Below are 17,592 nucleotides of genomic sequence, written 5' to 3' on the forward strand. Positions count from 1 at the left end.
AACTCAGCAAGATCAGGTCGCATACGTGCCGGCGATTGACAATTGCCCCTCGACGTTGCCGGTGTGTACGAACCAATCGCACGTAATATCTTCGTTTAGCAATTGGGTGTCGATGCGCATCCCTGTGGCATTAAGCGTGCGCGTTACGCAACGGTCCAGCTTGCCAACGTTCCGCGTCAGTAGTTTGCGATCCAACCATTGACGCACCAGCCGACTTCGGCGCCGAAGGCAACCATCGTCCCGCATGGCGGCGATAATCGAAGAAGCGCCCCGACCAAGCCCGCTCCTCAACGGTTTTTCCGTTGGAAAGAGGCCGATTGCTCGCGAAAATGCCCCCGATTCGCCCTTCGTCGTCGAGATCGATCCGCACAGAGCGGTGACCCGCCTCGGAGCTTGCTGCGACTTTGAGCGTGCGACTGTCGATCACCGACCAGACGAGCGAGCGATTGATCAACATCGCGTCGGTAGCCCAGGCGATCTCGGCGAGATAACGCATGATTTCCGCTTTTGCGAACGCTGGTCCGGTCATATGCGCCAGGCTGATCAGGCCGAATAGGGGCACATCGAGCGCCACGCAAAGCCCGTGTCGTTGACCTCAATCGTCTGTCGTGCGTGAAACTGCGACCGACGCGTTCCCTCGCCAAGGCGCATATCGCCAGATCGAGCACTGGTCCGGCCAACGTGGTGTCTACAAACTCATGGGCACCTCCTTTTCCCAACGTGCCAGCGCCAATGGCCCCGGCATCGTTGGCGAAAGATCAGACGTTGAGCCGAACCTCGGTAGCGTGTTCGGGATAGGGCGCAGCGAGCGACCGATCGACGACTTGTCCGCTAAGCTTTGAGGAATAGCCGTGATTGATGTCGCGGTGATGTGCCTCGTCGGCGCGCACGATTAGGATGACATCGCGCAGCGTCGCATCGGGGGCCATCTTCCAATAATGGATAGCGATGGTCGGTGCCGGCACATTCTCCGACCGGCCCTCATCTAGTTCCTTCAGGTAGAGCGTGTAGCTGATCACTGCTTCTTCCTCGAAATACCCAACGACACGGTGGGCGGTACGCGCCGAGACGAGGTAGAGAACCGAGTAGAGCAGCAGGAAGACCCACTGCGCGCCGAGGATAACCAGCCGTTCGAAAAGTGTCGGCTTTGCAATCTCGATGAAGGTCATCAAATGCATTCGCTCGTTCTCGGCTTCCTCGAGTAAGGTGCGTATCCAGCCATCGTCATCGCGCATCTGGCGTAGCGATGTCAGATGCGTGAACATGCCCCCCACCATACCCGGTACGGCGGCGACCGTTTCAAGAACGATCGCGCGGTGGCCGTAGCGTTTGGCAAAAAAAGTGTCCGCCGTAAAACGCAGCAGCTTGGTGAAGCCAAGCGCAAATCGGTCGGAGAACCCATCAGGAACGTGATGGATGACGGGCTGCGCGGTATGCTCTTCGGCAAGCCCGCGCGCATCGGGCTGGAGAATAGTATTGGCCATTTTTTCGTATCCTTTTTTGGCGTCGACATGCGGGTTGGTCGGTTGAGACTGTTCCGCCTAGGCGCCAATTGCCCCAGCCAGGATCGCAAAGGCTATCCGTAACTCTCCTGATAGCGCCGTCTCCGATTGAGCCGCCATTGTGGCGCCGAGCGAGTGAGCCACACGAACACGTGCGCAGGGGCAGGCCATGCTCAGGATGATAGATGCGCCCAATTCCGATCTGGTCGAGTTCGCGCGCCCCTGGTGGGTATCGCTCAAGACGCGGCCCCCAGCATTTTCACGCTAAGTGCGGGCGATCGCAAATAGTTAACGTCGCCAAACGATCCGGTGTTGATCAATCAAAACTGCCCAATCAAGCCGTGTAAATGCATAAAGCGCAGCCATCACCGCGAGCTGAGTCACGATAAAATAACCACTGGCATAAATTGTTGATTCAAACGTATCGATCTGGAATCGTCGCCCTGCGGCTTGGCCACCGACAATGAAAAACGCATAGCTGACGCATCGACCCAGAAAGAACGGCAGTGCCACTTTGGCTAACGAAAGACCCGTCAGGCCATAGGCGATGAACAGGAAGTTCGAAGGTAGGGGACTGAATGCGTAGGACAGAAAAATACCAAAGGTCAGAACAGGCCGTTTGTCTAGACGCTGCTTAACTACATATATGTTCGTCTGTTGTGCTGCGTTTAACAGCTTTTTTCCGACAATCCTATGCGAGAACAGCGCCAATGTTAGCCGCCCAAAAGTCGCCGCCGCGGCACCAATCAAAGCCAATGCCCAGGCACCGGTTTCAGGAAACTGAAATCCTACAAACGCCAAGGCCATCCACGTCGGCGGCGCAAAGACCGGAATTAGGTTAAGCGCAAAGACCAAAGCGAAGAGAAGGAACAGGGCCACCAACTGGTCGATAATTTGTTTCCGTTGCGTTGTGGAAATTAGTATGTAGCACCTACGCGCAGTCGTAACTATTCCGCCACGAACCAGCAATATGGCACTGTCAGTGGGATGGCACCCGGTAAAGGTGCTGTTAGCCGAGGCGCGACTGTCAAATCTAGCCAGCTACGTACCGTTTCGGCACTCGATGGGGATGCCTGATATCTTCAGGCGGTGTAATGCTGAACAGACCTTTGGGTTGTCATGGCACAGGGAAGCCGACCGTTGATCAAGGCGCGATATGTCTCTTTTCACGAGACGGCAGCCCCAATTAAGGGCGTATGGTCGCCTCAGTACAGCAGACGGTGTTTCAATGCCAACGGACTGCGTCTGCTGTGCGGATATGCGCTCGAAGCGAGCAATCACCGTTTTATCTGGCTTCAATGGAATGACCCGATCTATTTCACGACGGCAGAACGACCGCTGAATCTCCATCGAAAGCAGATAGGATTGGGCAGGCTCTGCCTATTCCCGCGCCGCACTCCTTAGCTAAGCGCTCAAGCGCATCTCGGGCAGAACGCAGCACCGCGATTTTGACGTCCAGCGCACCCACGCGCACTTGCGCCATTTCGCGTGCCCGCAATCTATCCTCGGTGGCCTCAAGAGCCAGCAGTTCGCCGATCTCCTCCAACGTGAATCCTGCTGCCTGTGCTTGGCGGATAAAACGTAGCCGACGAACATCGGCCTCACCGTAGCTACGAAAACCGCCGCTGCTTGGTCGATTCGGTTCGTTCAACAGCCCCCGCTTCTGGTAATATCGGACGGTCTCGACCCCCACAGCGCCCGCCTTCGCCAACTTCGCAATCGTTATCGACATCAGCTCTTGTCTCCGGACTATGGTACGGACTCTAGATAGGTTGGGTGCCGCCTTCCGGCAATCAGGAGCGCCCCATTGTCGAACCGTCCAACAGCCATCCTCTACCGCATGGTCATACCCCAGCATACCTGCCCCTATCCGCGTCGGCACGCTGGTCTGCCCAGTGAGCAAGGCGTTTTCGTCGATCGGCGCAGGTTGATCCCTAGCTCGACGTACAGCTCAACTTATAGAGAACGGTCAAACTTGGACGTGTGATAAGTGCAATTATCACAGACACTTAGAAGAGATATCCGCGAGCCAGTAAGCCGTCGGCGCATTGACTAAATTCAAGTATCGTACTGGTATCGTTGATAGCCCTTTTTGACCCAGAAAATGGGTTTCAGCATCGTCTTTTCCACGGTTTCCCGCGGATGAGTGGCGCTTTTGTCGCTCTCCGAAGGCAGAGGTCACAGGTTCGAATCCTGTCGGGCCAAAATCTATCAAGCCAATCCGTAATTTTTGATTCTTACGTTCCCGGCGATGAGAATGCCCGGTACCACGCCGGTGAACTGCTCATTGAGCCAGTTTTTGAATGTCATCCATTGGCGGTTCGGTGGCGGCAAACGTACGCCCAGGACAAGGAAACGCGCTTGGCCTTTGGCTACGGTTGAGGCGATTGCTGATCTATTCTTCGACTTCGTTGATCGCCCCAACCGATTACAGAATTTTGTCTTAAAAATGGTAACCGATCGTTGCGCCATAGGTCCGTGGCGCGCCCGGCGTTACCTGAAAACTGTTAGACACCAGACCAGTGGCATAAACATACTGGTTGGTGAGATTTCGGACGAATAGCTGGGCATCGAAATGCCCAGCGGGTGCAACCCACCCGATCGAGGCATCGACCAGATGATGAGACTGCTGAATCATGTAATTATCGCCGGACAGCGGATAAGGTGAATTGTAGCGGTCGTTGACGTTGAATGTGAAATCACCCCTCGTCGGCGTTTCGAGTTTGTAGGTCACGCCGATCGACCCTGAAAAAGGTGGCGCATAAGCAACCCGGTTACCGGCGAAATTGCATGTCCGGGAAACCGGGGCGCCGATGGTGACGCCCCCCACGACACGTGTGCCTGGAACGATGCACGTGGCACCGGGGTAATCGGCAAATTTTGCGTTGAGAACTTCAAACGCACCTTGGATGGTCAGGCCGCGGATCAGAACCAACGCAAAGTCGGCATCGACACCATCGATGCGTTCCCTGGCGACATTCAACAAAATGGGGAAACCAGGCACCGCTGGCGGTGCCTGAGTGCGGACCTGCACATCTTTGTAGGTGTAATGGAAGTAAGCGATGTTGAACCGTAGCCGGTTGTCGAACAATTGCGATTTCAGGCCCACCTCTGTCGCATAAAGCAACTCTGGGTTCACCGGCGGATTGGTAAATGAATTGCCATTGTAGGCACCCGATTTAAAACCCAAGTCATGCGATGCGTAGAGGCGAATGTTTTTGCCGATTTCTTGGGAAAGCACGAAGCGATACGTCAACTTTCCAAAATGCAACCGCGTCGGTATTCCGGGGAACAACGTCGTTACTCCGCCGACGGCGAGCGTATAGGGCTGACCGGGCGTCAGGGCGACGACCGTGGGCTGCGGATTGCCTGCGGGCGTACTGGGAGGAACAGGAATGGCGGTGACCGAATTGGGGAAGCCTGCGAGTGGCGAAAGCAATCCGGTCAGACCCTTGGTTTCATCGGTGTAACGAAGGCCAACGGTCAATTTTGTCGCGTTGAGGAATCGATAACTGACGTCGCCATAAGCCGAATATGATTCGGTCGTGGGTCGACCGAAGTTGCGATTCGGGGTGCCGGGCGCGCAGACTGTGCCAACACAGGTCTGGGACGAATTTAGCTCAAGACGCGTTATGTCATTATAATAGAAAGCGCCGACGATCCATTGGAAACGCGCTGCCTTTGCCGAGGACGTCAGCTGGAACTCTTGGCTCCAAGTCCGGTTGCTCTGAGCAAAATAGGTTGGCGTCGATGATTGCCCGGGAAGCGGCTGGCCAAGGATCGGACTACCATCGAACAGAATGTTCAACGCGCTCGATTGATAACCGGTCAAACTCATCAGGCGAGCAAAGCCCAGATCCTGTTCGATCTTCAGGCTTGCGATATTAGCATGAAAAGGCGCCGTTTGGTCGAACCGGCCAGTCACGCGATATTCGCCAAGGTATGGCGTACCGTCGCTTCCAAGCGTGCCGGGATAAACCTGCCTCGCCGCGCCAAATGTACGATTATTCCAATCGTAGATAAAGCTGCCGGTAACGCGAGTGTCGACGCCAGGTTTCCAGACGAACTTCGCCTGAACGCCGAACTCCTCCGATTTTTGAGCATCATTGCCGGTGAATATATTGCGTGACCAGCCCTTGCCCTGCTTTTGGTAGAACACGGCTGTGTTGACAGCGAACGTGTCTGAAAGCGGGGTCGAGCCGTAAAAGTTGGCGGTGACCGTATCAAAATTTCCATAGCCCAAGGACGCGTCGACCTTCACGGCGTCGCCCGGGTCGCGTGTTGTGACTGAGATCAAGCCAGCAGTGACATTGCGGCCGTACAGCGTCCCCTGCGGACCCTTAAGCACCTCGATGCGTTCGATATTATTGAATGAGTAAATGCTCATCGCCGGATTGGGCAGGTAGAGGCCGTCGATATATACCGCTGTCTGGCCTTCGTTATATCCGGTGCTGCTGGATCCGATCCCGCGCAGGTAAATATTGTTGCCGCCCGATGGCGCCACAACGAGGCCAGGAACCAAATTCGGCAACTGAAGCACACCGTCGATCTTAAACGCTTTCAACTGGGTAGCGGATACGGCCTGAATTGAGGCAGGCACGTCCTGGAGGCTTTGCGAACGCCGCGTCGCGGTCACGATAATATCGACGACTTTAGTGTCGCTCGCGTCCGCGGTGCTATCTGTGGCTTCGGCCGTACTGGCCGCTGCTTGGCCAGCGACCTGAGCAAAAGCGCTGTTGGTAAAGCCAGTGCTGGCGACAACGGCCGTGCTGGCCAACAAAAATACACGCATCCAGATTCTCCCCATTATTCGCGTCGATTCCCGCGCGAATTTTCTGCGGAGTCGTTTGAAGCTGCCCCGCCCACTGAAAATCATATTTTACAGACGCGTGTAAAAGAACTCGCTGGTGGATAGACGATGCCTGTTTGGCATAGGGGACACGAGTTATCGTTGCGCTGTGCGCTACGTCTGCGATCATTGTTTTACGGCCAATGGTGGCCAATCGCCTCCGCAACGCCTAGACTGGTCAATGCCGCCCTAATGGGCGCCAGGATCGTTCCCGCCCGTGCAAGAAGAATAGCGAACTCCCCGACACAGCCCTGCGGACGTTGTCGATTGCACTTATGAGGCGGAAATTGCCGGGGTCATGTCTGCCGCGCGCATGAAAGCGTCGAGGCGATCGTTAAACTCTTCGGACACGCTTTGAGGGAAATGGTGCGGCGAAGTGATTATTTGATGGAAGCCTCCGCCCGCTTCCGCGACCCGGCGACTGACGACATCGAAAGCCGGGCTCCAGCCGCCACTTACAAGCATCAGCGGGATTTTTGCCTGCTTCACGACGGCAAGTTCGCGGGCAACGTCAGCTTTGGCGGGAATTTTAAGTTTGCGGATCGCACGTCCCATCGCCTTCATTTCGTCATAGGGACGGTCGCCGTCGATGAACGAAGGTATATTGACCACGCGTGCAAAGCGCTGAACGCGTTTTGCATCGCTCAGCGTCAGAAGCAAAGCGCGGATGAGGCTGATTACAAATTTGCGCACTTCCGGATCGTCGCCTGCGAGCTTCTGCATCGCTGGCTCGATGATCGTTAGTGATTTCACCGCATCGGGTCGCCGCGCGGCTGCCGCAAGCGCAACAGCGCCGCCAAAAGAGTGGCCGACAAGATGAGCGCCGTCCTGTAACATTTCAGCAACCCAAATAGCATCCGCCTCGGCGTCATCCGGTCGCCCCGGGTCGCTGCTCTGCCCGTGACCAGGTCGGTCCGGCACAATGACCTGCCATCCTCGCGCCGCCAGCCCCTGTTGTCTTGCAAAATGGCGGTCGCCACCGATTTTACTACCCTGCGCGCTGCCATGGATCAGGACAACTCGCTCGCCCTGATCGCCCCAATGCGTCACGTGGATTTTTTCGGTCATCGCCTCTTGTCGGCCCAATTCGTATGACAGGATAGACTCCAACAGGCTTTAACCGATACGCTGGCAGCATCGCTAAGCCCGATGCGCCAGCGGCATCGGCCCACCGAAATTTCGATCATGGCGGCGTGATTTGCTTTCCCTAGAACGGCAGCGAACCGCGAAAGCGGACTTGGAGAGATTAATGTCTGACCGCGCTCCTGCGCTTGCGCAAGATCGCCTCGCCATTCGCGAAGCGATCGATAATTGGATGATCTGGCGCGACGGGGGCGACTGGGACCGGTTCGCGACGGTATGGCATCCTGAGGGCCGCATGCAAACAACATGGTTCCAAGCGAGCGGCGCTGAATTCGTGACGCGAAGTCGGCTTGCATTCGAGACAGGCATCACCGTACTCCACCTGATGAGCGGTACGAGCATTGATGTTGTGGGTAACCGCGCGATCTCGCAAACGCGCAGCACGATCATGCAACGCGGCGCGATCGACGGGGTCGAAGTCGACGTCTCGTGCCATGGTCGTTTCTGGGATGCCTGGGAACGCGTTGGCGATGTATGGCTGTTAAGGTTGCGTCAGCCGATTTATGAGATCGACCATCTAACGCCGCTCGACCCGGCGGCTGTATTGAAGCTAGACCCGACATTGCTGGGTTCGTTTCCAGTCGGCTATCGCCACTTGGCCTATTTACAAGCCAAGCTCGGTTTCGACGTCATCAAATCGATGCCGGGGACGCATGGGCCTGAAACCGCGCACTTACGCGTCCGGGGGCAAGCGTGGCTGGATGGAACCGATGCAAGCTGCCTGACCGCAACGCATGAGTTTGCCCAATGCGCCTGATCGCAACCGAAGAAGCATTCGCTCCGCTTGAGTATATTTCGGAATACCTCAAGCTGGGCGCGCGCATCGACAGCGCCGCATCGCGCTACCTCTCGATTTATTACCAGCAGGATGAAGCGGTACGCCAACTGACGGACCTCGATTATCGTTTAGCCGAGATGGACCGGTTTCACGTCGATATGCATGTACTTAGCATCACCGGACCTGGCGTCCAGGCGTTCGATGCCGATCTCGGTAGCGAACTGGCGATCGTGGCGAACGACATGCTGGCCGACGCAATTAAAAAGCACCCAACACGTTTTGCCGGACTTGCAGCAATCGCCCCTCAGGATCCCGCACGCGCCGTCCGCGAGATTAACCGCGCGATCGGTGCGCTGAAGCTAAATGGCATCATTATCAATTCGCATACATACGGCGAGTATCTCGACGATCCAAAATTCTGGCCGATTTTCGAGGCGGCGGTTGCGCATGACGTCGCCATTTATCTGCATCCCACCTTCCCATCCGATGCGATGATCGCGCCTTACGCCGATTACGGCATGATGGGCGCATTGTGGGGATTCGGAGCAGACACTTCGATGCACGCCGTTCGGATGATCATGGGCGGCGTATTTGACGCATTCCCGACGCTGCAGATTGTGCTGGGACATCTCGGGGAAGCAATTCCGTTTTGGCTGGGGCGGCTTGACAATCGCTATGCCAATATCGTGCGACGCGGCGGGCTGGGGCCGTTAGGTATGAAGCAGTTGTTGCGTCTGCCGAGCGAGTATTTTCGGGACAACTTCCACATTACGACAAGCGGGATGATGACCGACCAGCCTCTTGATTTCTGTCTCGGGCTGCTGGGCGATGACCGCGCGATGTTTGCCGTTGATTATCCTTATGAGCAGACGGCCGAAGCCGTACCGTTTTTCAGGGCTGCTCCCCTCCCCGATGCCACGCGTCGCAAGCTTGCGCACGAGAATGCCGAACGGCTGTTCCATATCACGCCAGCACCGCCGCTGTTCGACAGCAGCGCAACGTGAAGGCGCCCGAGATTGAGCGACTGAGGCATTATTTATGGGCACGGGCGCGCACCGTATGCGGGGGCGATTTGTGGCGCCGCATATTGACGGCAGCCCCGCTGGCCGAAGCTTGAGGGAGAAGAACATGCCAAAGCGTCTCATCACCGCCGCGTTCGCCGCGTCCATGCTTGCCGGGTCCGCCGCGGTCGCGCAGACGGCGACCTTACCCGTTGTTCGTCCTCCCTCGCAGCTAAGCTGGTACGGCGACCCCTCCGCGCCCGATATAAGCGGCGTGTGGATCCGCAACAAAGCCGCCGCGACCGGCGCTGGGGTAAGTAAGGAAGGCTGGCTGCCGTGGCCACCACCACTCAAGCCAGAGCTCGCCGACGTGTGGAAAAAGCGCGTCGCCGACAACGCCGTGGGCAAACGCACGGATGATCCGGTGCGCGCCTGCCTGCCACCGGGAATGCCGCGCTTTATTACCGGGACGAACGGGCCGATGCAGATCATCCAGACGCCGGGGCGCGTGACGCTTTACCGTGATGGCATTCCGGTGCGACGGGTGTGGACCGACGGCCGTGCGCAACCAGCGGCCAAAGACCTTGAGGATTTTTCGAACGGCAACGCAGTCGGCCGCTACGTCGGTCCCGAACTTGTCACCGACTTGATCGGGGTGAAGGACTATCCGATCGACGGAACGGGCGTTCCGCACAGCCCATCGTTGAAGATCGTCGAGCGCTATCACCGCATCGACGCAAAGACCCTCCGCGTTACGGTGACTCTGACCGATCCGCTTGCCTATACCCGGACAATGACGAGCGTCACTACCTATACCGCGCTCGACGATCCCCATTGGGAACCGCGCGAGTTCATCTGTACGCCATCTACGAACTACTATCCCGATAAATACGTCCGCTGAGCCGTCTCGGTCCGGACGATCGAGCAAGGAGAAGATCATGAATCGCAAGGCAATCCAGGGCGCCGTCCTGGCGACGGTGGCACTGTCCGCATCCGCCAGCGCGCACCATTCGTTTGCAATGTTCGACAAGGCCCGCGAAATCGAACTGAAGAATGTGACGGTCAAGGACTGGCAGTGGACCAGCCCACATACTTGGCTGTTCGTCGTCGCGGCTGACGGGACCAAGTACAGCATCGAGGGCGGCAATCCGGGCGTCATGCGCCGTATGGGCTTTGCCAAAGGCACGATCGCTGCCGGTGACAAGCTGACGGTCTACATTTCGCCACTTAAAAACGGCGAGAAAGGCGGCGCGATCAATGCGGTGCGTCTGCCCAACGGCAAGATACTTGGCGAGCGTTTGAAATAGGATGAAGCGCGGCAGGGTGTACTTCGCCTTGTTATTAGCGGGTGCCCCTGCCGTTGCTGCCCCGCCACCGCTCAATGGCGACACCGGAATGCCAAACATTTCGGCGCTCTGGATTGAGGTATGGCGATGGAGTTGGTCAAGATTGTGCGCGATGGCCCGTGTGCGCAGAGGTTCGCTGACGGCGGCATTTGCCCGTTGCCGACCCGGCCATCGAAACGCAGCTGAGAGGGGAGTTGTCCAGTCGGTGCAAGTCGAGGGCATTGGCATCGTTGCAAACACCGTCACTGACAAACACTGATAACCGTTGCCGCAACCCGTGCGGAACCGTTGATCGTTTGACGCAGACATTCACGACTGGAAGCGCGATTGTCATGAACCGAATGCGTAATCTCTGGCTGACAGGCGTCGCGGCGGCGATCGCGATTGCCGCCGTTGCCGCTAGCCAAGCGAGCAACCGCGCCGGCCGCGACGCGCTGATGCGTGCGGACCCCGAGCGTAGTCTCGCCGATCCCCGGCTCGCACCGGTTGCTCTTCGCATCGGTCGGACGCAGTTTGCAGACCATTGCGCATCATGTCACCAGGACGGTCGGCCCGACCGTGGGCGCGGTGTTCCCGACCTCACCGATGGCGAGCACCTTTATGGCACAGGCAGCGTCGCCGAAATCGAGCAGATTGTGCTTTACGGCATTCGATCGGGCAGCCCGCGTGGCTGGAACCTGGCAGCGATGCCCGCCTATGCGAGCGCCAAGCCGTCGGCTAGCGAGCCGGTTCCGGCTATGACTCCGCGGGCGATTGCCGACGTTACTCAGTATCTGATGCAGCGCCGAGGCAACCCGGCCGACGCACCGGCTGCCGGACGCGGTGCAATTCTGTTTGCGGGCAGCGGTGGCTGCTGGGATTGTCACGCCGCCGACGGTGGCGGAAATGACGCGATCGGCGCTCCAAGCCTCATCGATGACGTCTGGCTCTATGGCGATGGCTCGGCGGCGAGCATTGCGCGGTCGATCGCCTACGGGCGTCATGGTTTCAGTCCGGCCTTCAAATCGAAGCTGTCGCCGGTGGAAGCGCGCGCGGTCGCGGTATATGTCGCGTCGCTGTCCCAACCGCAAAGGATTGCCCGATGAGCGTTATCGACGGCGCCCCCGCCAATGCTTGGGCATTAAGCGAACCGAGCGCACGACGCTCGCTGATACTCTGCGGAATCGGCGCGCTTTTTGGCCTCGCGATTGCCGGACTTGGGCTGTTTACCGCCCATGGCACACGCACCAGTGGAGTCGCCGCGGAAAACGTCGCGACGGTCAATCAAGTACCAATTCTAATGAGCGATTTCATTCAGCAGCTTCGCGCGGTCGACGATGTTTCGCTGGCGGAGGCGACACGACCACAAAAGCAGAAGGTCCTTGCTGACATGATCCGCGAAGAACTTTATGTTCAACGCGGCATCGAGCTCGGCATGCAAGCCGATACGATCGAAGTGCGAGCCGCCCTGACCGGATCGGTAGAGGCGCAGAGCGCTTCCGATGCAACGATGGCACAGCCGAGCGAAGCTGAGCTGCGCTCTTGGTACGACAGCCATAGCAACGACTTTGCCGACGAAGGCAGGCTTGCCCTCGCCGATTACGTCTTGCCGGCCACATCTACGCCAGCCCGGATAGCAGCTGCGCGAAACGCACTGATCGCGGCGCGCGGCAACGAAGCAATCGAAGGCCGCGCCTCAACTAGATCGTCACTGATGACACAGGGCGAGGAGTTTTATTTCGCCGCGCGCATCCATCTCGGCGACCGGCTCTTTGCTGCAGCGCGAGCGATGAAACCGGGCGCAGTTTCGGTGCCGATCATATTGCCCGATGGCATTCACCTCATCGTTGTCCGTAGCAATGTCCAACCTGTGCCGCCGCCCTTTGAAAAAGTCCGCGACCGGGTGCTCAGCGCGCTGGTCGCAGCGCAGACCAAATTGCTCACCGCAGCCAACGAACGCTTCCTGCACAAGCGCGCCGACATCCAGGTCGCGAGAGGCTTCGAATGATACGCGTGCTGCTGACGATCGTGCTGCTCGCTTGGGCGGCACCCGCGTTCGCGCACACGCGCAGCCAGTCACACAGTACATGGACGATTGACGGGCCCAACGTCCGCATGAGCTTCAGCGTCGCCGACACCGAGACGATTAGGATCACGCCCGCCGGGCTTCGGCCCGACAACGCCGCGTTCCTTGCTTATTTGACGCCGCGCCTTGGCGCGACGGCATCGGGTGTCCCCTGCAAACTGATCGGGGAGCCGCACATGCTCGCAGCAGCCGCCGGGTTCCGTCGTGCCGAATTGCAGTTCCTCTGTTCTTCCGGCAACAGATTGCGGCTGATCGACATCGCCTTCTTCGATGCCATTCCGACGCACATCAACTTTGCCCAGGTGCAACGCCCCGATGGCGATTTCATCGAACAACTAATCACCGCCGACGACCAAGGTCTCGACCTCGCCGATGCCGATGGCAATGGACTGGCCACCGCCAGCTTCATCCGCTTTGTCGGCATGGGTGTCATGCACATCTTCACCGGCATCGATCACATCTCTTTCCTAGTCGGGCTGGTGCTGATTTCGCGACGCACGAAAGACCTCGTCTTCGTCATAACCGGTTTCACGCTTGGTCATAGCCTTACGCTCGCACTTGCAGTCACCGGGATCATCCGTCCGCATGCCGAGTTTATCGACGCGCTTGTAGCGCTGACTATAGCGTTGATCGGTGCCGAAAACGTGGGACTGGCATCCAAACGCCCTGGCACGGTGGCGCTCTTTACCGGGCTCGCGCTCGCCGTGATGGCGGGGCTGCGCTTGGCGGGCATCGGCCTCCTGCCGCCACTCCTGTTGATCGGAGCAGCAATATTTTCGGTCAACTACTTGTTGATTTCGGGGTATCTGCGCGACGCTGGGCGGCTCCGCCTGGTCGTGACGCTCGTCTTTGGGTTGATCCACGGCTTCGGTTTTGCCGCCGATCTACTTGAAAGTCGCTTGCCGACCGAAAAGCTCGCAGAGATTCTCGTAGGATTTAACGTCGGCGTGGAGGCCGGCCAGTTGAGCGTCGTGCTGGTGTTGATCGGCTTGGTGGCAGTATTGCGCCGCTACGGGCTTGCACTGCCGCGCCCGCTTGTCGTTGATTTTGCCGCCGCAGCGCTGGTCGGGGTCGGTACCTATTGGTTCGTCGGGCGCAGCTTCGCCTGATCTGTAGCCAGCCAAGTTTTCAGCTGTCGTCGCAGATCGCCAAGCGCCGGGTCGCCCAACAGACAGGCTACGTCGCGCTCAGCGTCGGTCACCGCCAGCCGCAACTGGGCGAGAACGGTCAGCCCGGTAGGTGTGAAGGCAAGCAGTCGTGCGCGCCCGTCCTCGGGGTCTGGCCGTGCCTCGATAAAGCCCGCCTGCACCGCGAGCGCTATCGTTTCCCGCATCGCTTGTTTCGTCACATTGCTCCGCGCGGCGACGTCAGTCAGCCGCGTCCCGTCCAGATCGAGCGCCCGAAACAGCATTAGCCGCGGCTCGCCAATATTGCCGTCGGTTCGGGCCAGCACATCGCCAACGAAACGTCTGGCCGCGCGCCCAAATAGCCTTCCGATATTGCCGCTTGCTGCGGTCCCATCCAATTCGGCATATTGTGCGAGCGTCGCCACGGTGTGCCGCATTGCCACTGGACCAACGGCGGCCAAAAATCCGTCGTCCGCGACCGCAATCGCGGTTTCGAGCAGCTCGAGGAAGGCAAGTCCCGGCGGCGTATAGCATATTCGCTTGGCGCGACCGTCGTGCGGGTCGGCAACACGCTCTACCAGACCCATCACAACCGCGCGCTCAACCAGTTCTGAAATGCTCGACTTCGTCAAACCGGCGCGCTCGGCGATCAGCGTCGGTCGTGCGCCGCTACGATCCAGGTTGTGAAAAAGCGCGAGTTGCGCATCGGTTACTATCGCATGGCCCTGCCCGTAAAGCACGGCGAGTTTTGCCTGAACGGCGCGGTTCCGCGCCGCGAACAACAAGGCTCCCAGATTTTCGGTGCGCCACCCAACCTCAGACTGCATCACGAGCGTCGCCATTCTCAGCGGCGCATTCCCTTAAGCAACGCCGCGTAGTCGGCGTGTGATGGGGCATAGGGGCTAGTGCGGTTGAAATGGCTGGCGACCATGTCTCGGACCAGCGCATCGCTGTCGTCAAAACGATATCCGGCGGCCGCCAGCGTGTCCGGCAGTCCCAGCGAGTGAATGAATTCCCGGAGGAAGTCGCCAAGGTTCGCGTCGGCAGCAAGGCCCATCGCCGCCCGGACACGCGCGCCTTTTGCCGGCACGTGGCGCGCCAACAGCGCGGTCGTCGATGGCAGCGCTATGGCAACCAACGTACCGTGGTGGATGTCCTGATCGCCGCAAACGAGCGCAATAGCATGTGCGGGACCAAGACCCTTATGGATCGCAGCTCCGCCTGCAAAGGCCGCAGCCATCAGCGAGGCGCGTGCTTCGGGGCCCTCAGGGCCGTCAGGGATCATCGCCGCCGCAGCGTTGGCGACGACGCGCGCGATGCCGTCGAGCGCAAGTGCATCGATCAACGGATGGGTGGGGTTTGCGAAATAACCCTCGATACAATGCGACAGCGCATCGACCGCAGTTGCCGCGATTAAGCGCGGCGGCAGGGTACTGACAAGATCTGGATCGCACAGCGCAACATGCGGAACGAGCATCAGCGAGCGGGTGCCAATCGCTGGCGCTTGCGGGTCGCGGTGTAGCGCGGCAACCGGCGAACTTTCGCTGCCGGTTCCGACCGTCGTTGGAATCGCAATCAGCATGGCGACCGCGCGCACGGCGTCCGGACGACCGAGCAGTTCGCCAGTACTTGCACAGCCGGTGCCCGCAGCAGCAGCGACAAGCTTGGCAGTATCGAGGACCGACCCGCCGCCGAGCGCAACGATCACGTTGCATTTATCATTTCGAAACGCGGCCAGTGCTGCATCGGCGCCCGCAATTGTTGGATTTTCCGGAACATCAAGGAACGTCGCAGAAAAATTTGCAGCGGCAGCTACCTTGGCCACGAGCCCGGCGCGTTCAATGCCCCGATCGCTGATCAACAGCGCGCGCGCTGCACCTAGCTCAACACTTAGTGATGCAAGGCATCCCGATCCGAAAACGAGCTTCGGCAAAACAAACACCATAGCCATCGTCGATCCTTTCTTGATTTAATTGATTACAGTTAGTAAGGAAGCCGAACTAGTTTGTCGAGCATAGGGTTGTTGCACCATGTCCAGTTTCCAGTCCGATTTTGCGCGCACGACCCACTTCATCAACGGCACATGGTCTCCAGAAGGAGGCGCGACATACCCTGATTACAATCCCTTCGACGGCTCATGCGTCGCCAATATCGCTGCAGGTGGGCGTGTTGAAGCGCAGGCGGCGGTGGACGCCGCGACCGCAGCCTTTCCCGCTTGGGCAGCCCTTCCCCCCGGCGAACGACAGCGGCTGTTCCTGAAGGCAGCTGACATTACCGAGCGCCGATTGGAAGATGCCGTCAAGCTGATGGCTGTTGAAAATGGATCAAGTCGCACTTTTGCCGCGTTCCAGGTCAAGCTGTCGGTCGCTATGCTGCGTCAGGCGGCAAGTTGGGGTTATTTGCCCCAAGGAGATATCATGCACAGTGATGTCCCTGGTCGCACCGCGCTCGTCGCACGCAAGCCGCTCGGAGTCGTCGCCGGCTTCACGCCTTGGAACGGCGCGTTCTACCTTGCATGGCGTACGTTTCTGCTGCCGATGGCGTTCGGTAATACGACGGTGATCAAGCCATCCGAAGAAGCGCCGATGTCTGCCGGGCTGGTCCACGCCGAGATTTTGGAGGAGGCAGGATTTCCCAAAGGTAGCTTCAACGTCGTTACCCACGCTCCAGGCGCGGCTGAGGCAATTGCCGATGTGTTTTTCGCCGATCCCGCCGTCCGATGCATTAACTTTACGGGATCGGACAAGACCGCGCGGATCCTGGGCGCCCGGGCTGGGCAGGCGTTGAAGCGGATGGTTATGGAGCTGGGCGGTTACAATCCGATGCTGATCCTGGACGACGCCGATATTGACGAGTCGGTCAAGGCCACGGTGTTCGGTGCGTTCCTGCATCAGGGCCAAGTTTGCATGAATACGCGTAAGGTCTACGTCGCGAGATCGCTGCATGACACCTATGTTGAAAAGCTCGCTGCGAAGACTGCGGCGCTGAAACAGGGCAATCCGATCGACCCGAGTGTAATAATCGGGCCATTGATTAACGCGGCGGCACTCGCGCAGACCCAGGCGCGCATTAAAGATGCGCTTGATCGCGGCGCAACGCTCGTGACTGGCGGCAAGGCTGAAGGGCTTGTTCACGAGCCGACGATCTTGACCAACGTGCCGAAGGACGCAATCTGCACGACCGGATGCGACGAAACTTTCGGCCCGCTGCTCGTCGTCGAGGCGTTCGATGATGCCGAAATTGCGCTCGCGGGCGCACAGAACACGCCCTATGGGCTCAGTTCGTCGATCATGACGCGCGACCATGCGCGCGGTCTCGCGATGGCGCACCGACTTCACAGCGGCATCGTCCATATCAACGCGCCGACGATGGCGAGCGAGGCGGCCTTGCCGGTCGGCGGCGTCAAGGACAGTGGTTGGGGGCGCTCGGGCCATTATGCTATCGAAGATTTCACCGAGCTGCGCCTTATGACGATGAGCAGCGGCCCGGGCATGTATCCGTTCTAATCCGCCAATATCGCCGTGCGGACGCGGTGCACGCTGAGCCGACGGCGCTGTCGCGATGTAAGGGAAGTCGTGCGACAACCCGAAGAAACACTTTTTTAGATCGGCGGCGCACGTCCGCCGTCCAAGTCCAGCGGCTTTAGGCTCGGTTCCGGGGCATATTCAACGAAGGACGCATCGCCGAGCACCGTCGTGTACTGAGCGCTTTGCGACGAGTTGCCCTGTCTTCAGAATTGGCTCGCTGAATTTCAGCTTGGGAAAGCTCTGAATTTGCTTGC

Annotated in this window: 16 protein-coding genes; 8 read left to right on the forward strand and 8 right to left on the reverse strand. The window is 58.8% G+C overall.

Features of this window, described 5'->3' with window-relative positions:
- Positions 1 to 130: 130 nt before the first annotated feature.
- From Q0R02_RS07395 to Q0R02_RS07420, 6 genes are all read right to left on the reverse strand, one after another.
- The gene (locus Q0R02_RS07395) at positions 131 to 574 is read right to left on the reverse strand and encodes a DUF6544 family protein (RefSeq protein ID WP_293882046.1); all 444 of its coding nucleotides are present in this window, start codon (positions 572 to 574) and stop codon (positions 131 to 133) included.
- Between the two features lie 184 nt (positions 575 to 758).
- A complete protein-coding gene (locus Q0R02_RS07400; protein WP_293882047.1) occupies positions 759 to 1,484 on the reverse strand; it encodes an alternative oxidase in 726 nt (241 codons plus the stop codon).
- Positions 1,485 to 1,790: 306 nt separating this feature from the next.
- Positions 1,791 to 2,381 (reverse strand): hypothetical protein, encoded by a 591-nt coding sequence (locus Q0R02_RS07405; protein WP_293882048.1) that lies wholly within the window; start codon positions 2,379 to 2,381, stop codon positions 1,791 to 1,793.
- Between the two features lie 439 nt (positions 2,382 to 2,820).
- A complete protein-coding gene (locus Q0R02_RS07410) occupies positions 2,821 to 3,234 on the reverse strand; it encodes a MerR family transcriptional regulator (protein ID WP_293882049.1) in 414 nt (137 codons plus the stop codon).
- Between the two features lie 711 nt (positions 3,235 to 3,945).
- Positions 3,946 to 6,294, reverse strand: a complete 2,349-nt coding sequence (locus tag Q0R02_RS07415) for a TonB-dependent receptor (protein WP_293882050.1) — start codon at positions 6,292 to 6,294, stop codon at positions 3,946 to 3,948.
- A gap of 330 nt (positions 6,295 to 6,624) precedes the next feature.
- Positions 6,625 to 7,419 (reverse strand): alpha/beta hydrolase, encoded by a 795-nt coding sequence (locus tag Q0R02_RS07420; protein WP_293882052.1) that lies wholly within the window; start codon positions 7,417 to 7,419, stop codon positions 6,625 to 6,627.
- 181 nt (positions 7,420 to 7,600) lie between these two features.
- On the opposite strand from Q0R02_RS07420, the gene Q0R02_RS07425 reads away from it, so the two are divergent.
- From Q0R02_RS07425 to Q0R02_RS07455, 7 genes are all read left to right on the forward strand, one after another.
- On the forward strand, positions 7,601 to 8,251 hold the full coding sequence (locus Q0R02_RS07425) for a nuclear transport factor 2 family protein (RefSeq protein WP_293882054.1): 651 nt from the start codon (positions 7,601 to 7,603) through the stop codon (positions 8,249 to 8,251).
- Positions 8,242 to 9,276, forward strand: a complete 1,035-nt coding sequence (locus Q0R02_RS07430) for an amidohydrolase family protein (RefSeq protein WP_293882056.1) — start codon at positions 8,242 to 8,244, stop codon at positions 9,274 to 9,276. The genes Q0R02_RS07425 and Q0R02_RS07430 overlap by 10 nt, the downstream gene beginning before the upstream one ends.
- A 124-nt stretch (positions 9,277 to 9,400) precedes the next feature.
- Positions 9,401 to 10,174, forward strand: a complete 774-nt coding sequence (locus Q0R02_RS07435) for a hypothetical protein (RefSeq protein WP_293882058.1) — start codon at positions 9,401 to 9,403, stop codon at positions 10,172 to 10,174.
- A 37-nt stretch (positions 10,175 to 10,211) separates the two neighbouring features.
- On the forward strand, positions 10,212 to 10,580 hold the full coding sequence (locus Q0R02_RS07440) for a DUF6152 family protein (protein WP_293882060.1): 369 nt from the start codon (positions 10,212 to 10,214) through the stop codon (positions 10,578 to 10,580).
- Positions 10,581 to 10,951: 371 nt separating this feature from the next.
- Positions 10,952 to 11,704, forward strand: a complete 753-nt coding sequence (locus tag Q0R02_RS07445; RefSeq protein WP_293882062.1) for a c-type cytochrome — start codon at positions 10,952 to 10,954, stop codon at positions 11,702 to 11,704.
- The gene (locus Q0R02_RS07450) at positions 11,701 to 12,606 is read left to right on the forward strand and encodes a peptidylprolyl isomerase (RefSeq protein ID WP_293882064.1); all 906 of its coding nucleotides are present in this window, start codon (positions 11,701 to 11,703) and stop codon (positions 12,604 to 12,606) included. The genes Q0R02_RS07445 and Q0R02_RS07450 overlap by 4 nt, the downstream gene beginning before the upstream one ends.
- Positions 12,603 to 13,793: a HupE/UreJ family protein gene (locus Q0R02_RS07455; RefSeq protein ID WP_293882066.1), complete on the forward strand. Its 1,191-nt coding sequence runs from the start codon at positions 12,603 to 12,605 to the stop codon at positions 13,791 to 13,793. The genes Q0R02_RS07450 and Q0R02_RS07455 overlap by 4 nt, the downstream gene beginning before the upstream one ends.
- Here the strand turns inward: Q0R02_RS07455 and Q0R02_RS07460 are convergent.
- Both Q0R02_RS07460 and Q0R02_RS07465 read right to left on the reverse strand, forming a co-directional pair.
- Positions 13,763 to 14,653 (reverse strand): MarR family winged helix-turn-helix transcriptional regulator, encoded by an 891-nt coding sequence (locus Q0R02_RS07460; RefSeq protein ID WP_293882068.1) that lies wholly within the window; start codon positions 14,651 to 14,653, stop codon positions 13,763 to 13,765. The genes Q0R02_RS07455 and Q0R02_RS07460 overlap by 31 nt on opposite strands.
- Positions 14,654 to 14,655: 2 nt before the next feature.
- Positions 14,656 to 15,762 carry an iron-containing alcohol dehydrogenase gene (locus Q0R02_RS07465; protein WP_293882070.1) on the reverse strand — a complete coding sequence of 369 codons (1,107 nt, stop codon included), beginning with the start codon at positions 15,760 to 15,762 and terminating at the stop codon, positions 14,656 to 14,658.
- Between the two features lie 79 nt (positions 15,763 to 15,841).
- Here Q0R02_RS07465 and Q0R02_RS07470 point away from each other — a divergent pair, with 79 nt between their 5' ends.
- Positions 15,842 to 17,317 (forward strand): aldehyde dehydrogenase family protein, encoded by a 1,476-nt coding sequence (locus Q0R02_RS07470; RefSeq protein ID WP_293882072.1) that lies wholly within the window; start codon positions 15,842 to 15,844, stop codon positions 17,315 to 17,317.
- Positions 17,318 to 17,592: the final 275 nt, after the last annotated feature.

Source organism: Sphingomonas sp., from assembly GCF_025353885.1.
Lineage (GTDB): Bacteria > Pseudomonadota > Alphaproteobacteria > Sphingomonadales > Sphingomonadaceae > Sphingomonas_O.

Bases quoted from the DNA above. Each gene is read 5' to 3' on its own strand.
- Q0R02_RS07430 (WP_293882056.1), top strand. From the start codon at position 8,242: ATGCGCCTGATCGCAACCGAAGAAGCATTCGCTCCGCTTGAGTATATT.
- Q0R02_RS07445 (WP_293882062.1), top strand. From the start codon at position 10,952: ATGAACCGAATGCGTAATCTCTGGCTGACAGGCGTCGCGGCGGCGATC.
- Q0R02_RS07450 (WP_293882064.1), top strand. From the start codon at position 11,701: ATGAGCGTTATCGACGGCGCCCCCGCCAATGCTTGGGCATTAAGCGAA.
- Q0R02_RS07425 (WP_293882054.1), top strand. From the start codon at position 7,601: ATGTCTGACCGCGCTCCTGCGCTTGCGCAAGATCGCCTCGCCATTCGC.
- Q0R02_RS07465 (WP_293882070.1), bottom strand. From the start codon at position 15,762: ATGGCTATGGTGTTTGTTTTGCCGAAGCTCGTTTTCGGATCGGGATGC.
- Q0R02_RS07415 (WP_293882050.1), bottom strand. From the start codon at position 6,294: ATGCGTGTATTTTTGTTGGCCAGCACGGCCGTTGTCGCCAGCACTGGC.
- Q0R02_RS07460 (WP_293882068.1), bottom strand. From the start codon at position 14,653: ATGGCGACGCTCGTGATGCAGTCTGAGGTTGGGTGGCGCACCGAAAAT.
- Q0R02_RS07440 (WP_293882060.1), top strand. From the start codon at position 10,212: ATGAATCGCAAGGCAATCCAGGGCGCCGTCCTGGCGACGGTGGCACTG.
- Q0R02_RS07410 (WP_293882049.1), bottom strand. From the start codon at position 3,234: ATGTCGATAACGATTGCGAAGTTGGCGAAGGCGGGCGCTGTGGGGGTC.
- Q0R02_RS07435 (WP_293882058.1), top strand. From the start codon at position 9,401: ATGCCAAAGCGTCTCATCACCGCCGCGTTCGCCGCGTCCATGCTTGCC.
- Q0R02_RS07470 (WP_293882072.1), top strand. From the start codon at position 15,842: ATGTCCAGTTTCCAGTCCGATTTTGCGCGCACGACCCACTTCATCAAC.
- Q0R02_RS07455 (WP_293882066.1), top strand. From the start codon at position 12,603: ATGATACGCGTGCTGCTGACGATCGTGCTGCTCGCTTGGGCGGCACCC.
- Q0R02_RS07400 (WP_293882047.1), bottom strand. From the start codon at position 1,484: ATGGCCAATACTATTCTCCAGCCCGATGCGCGCGGGCTTGCCGAAGAG.
- Q0R02_RS07420 (WP_293882052.1), bottom strand. From the start codon at position 7,419: ATGACCGAAAAAATCCACGTGACGCATTGGGGCGATCAGGGCGAGCGA.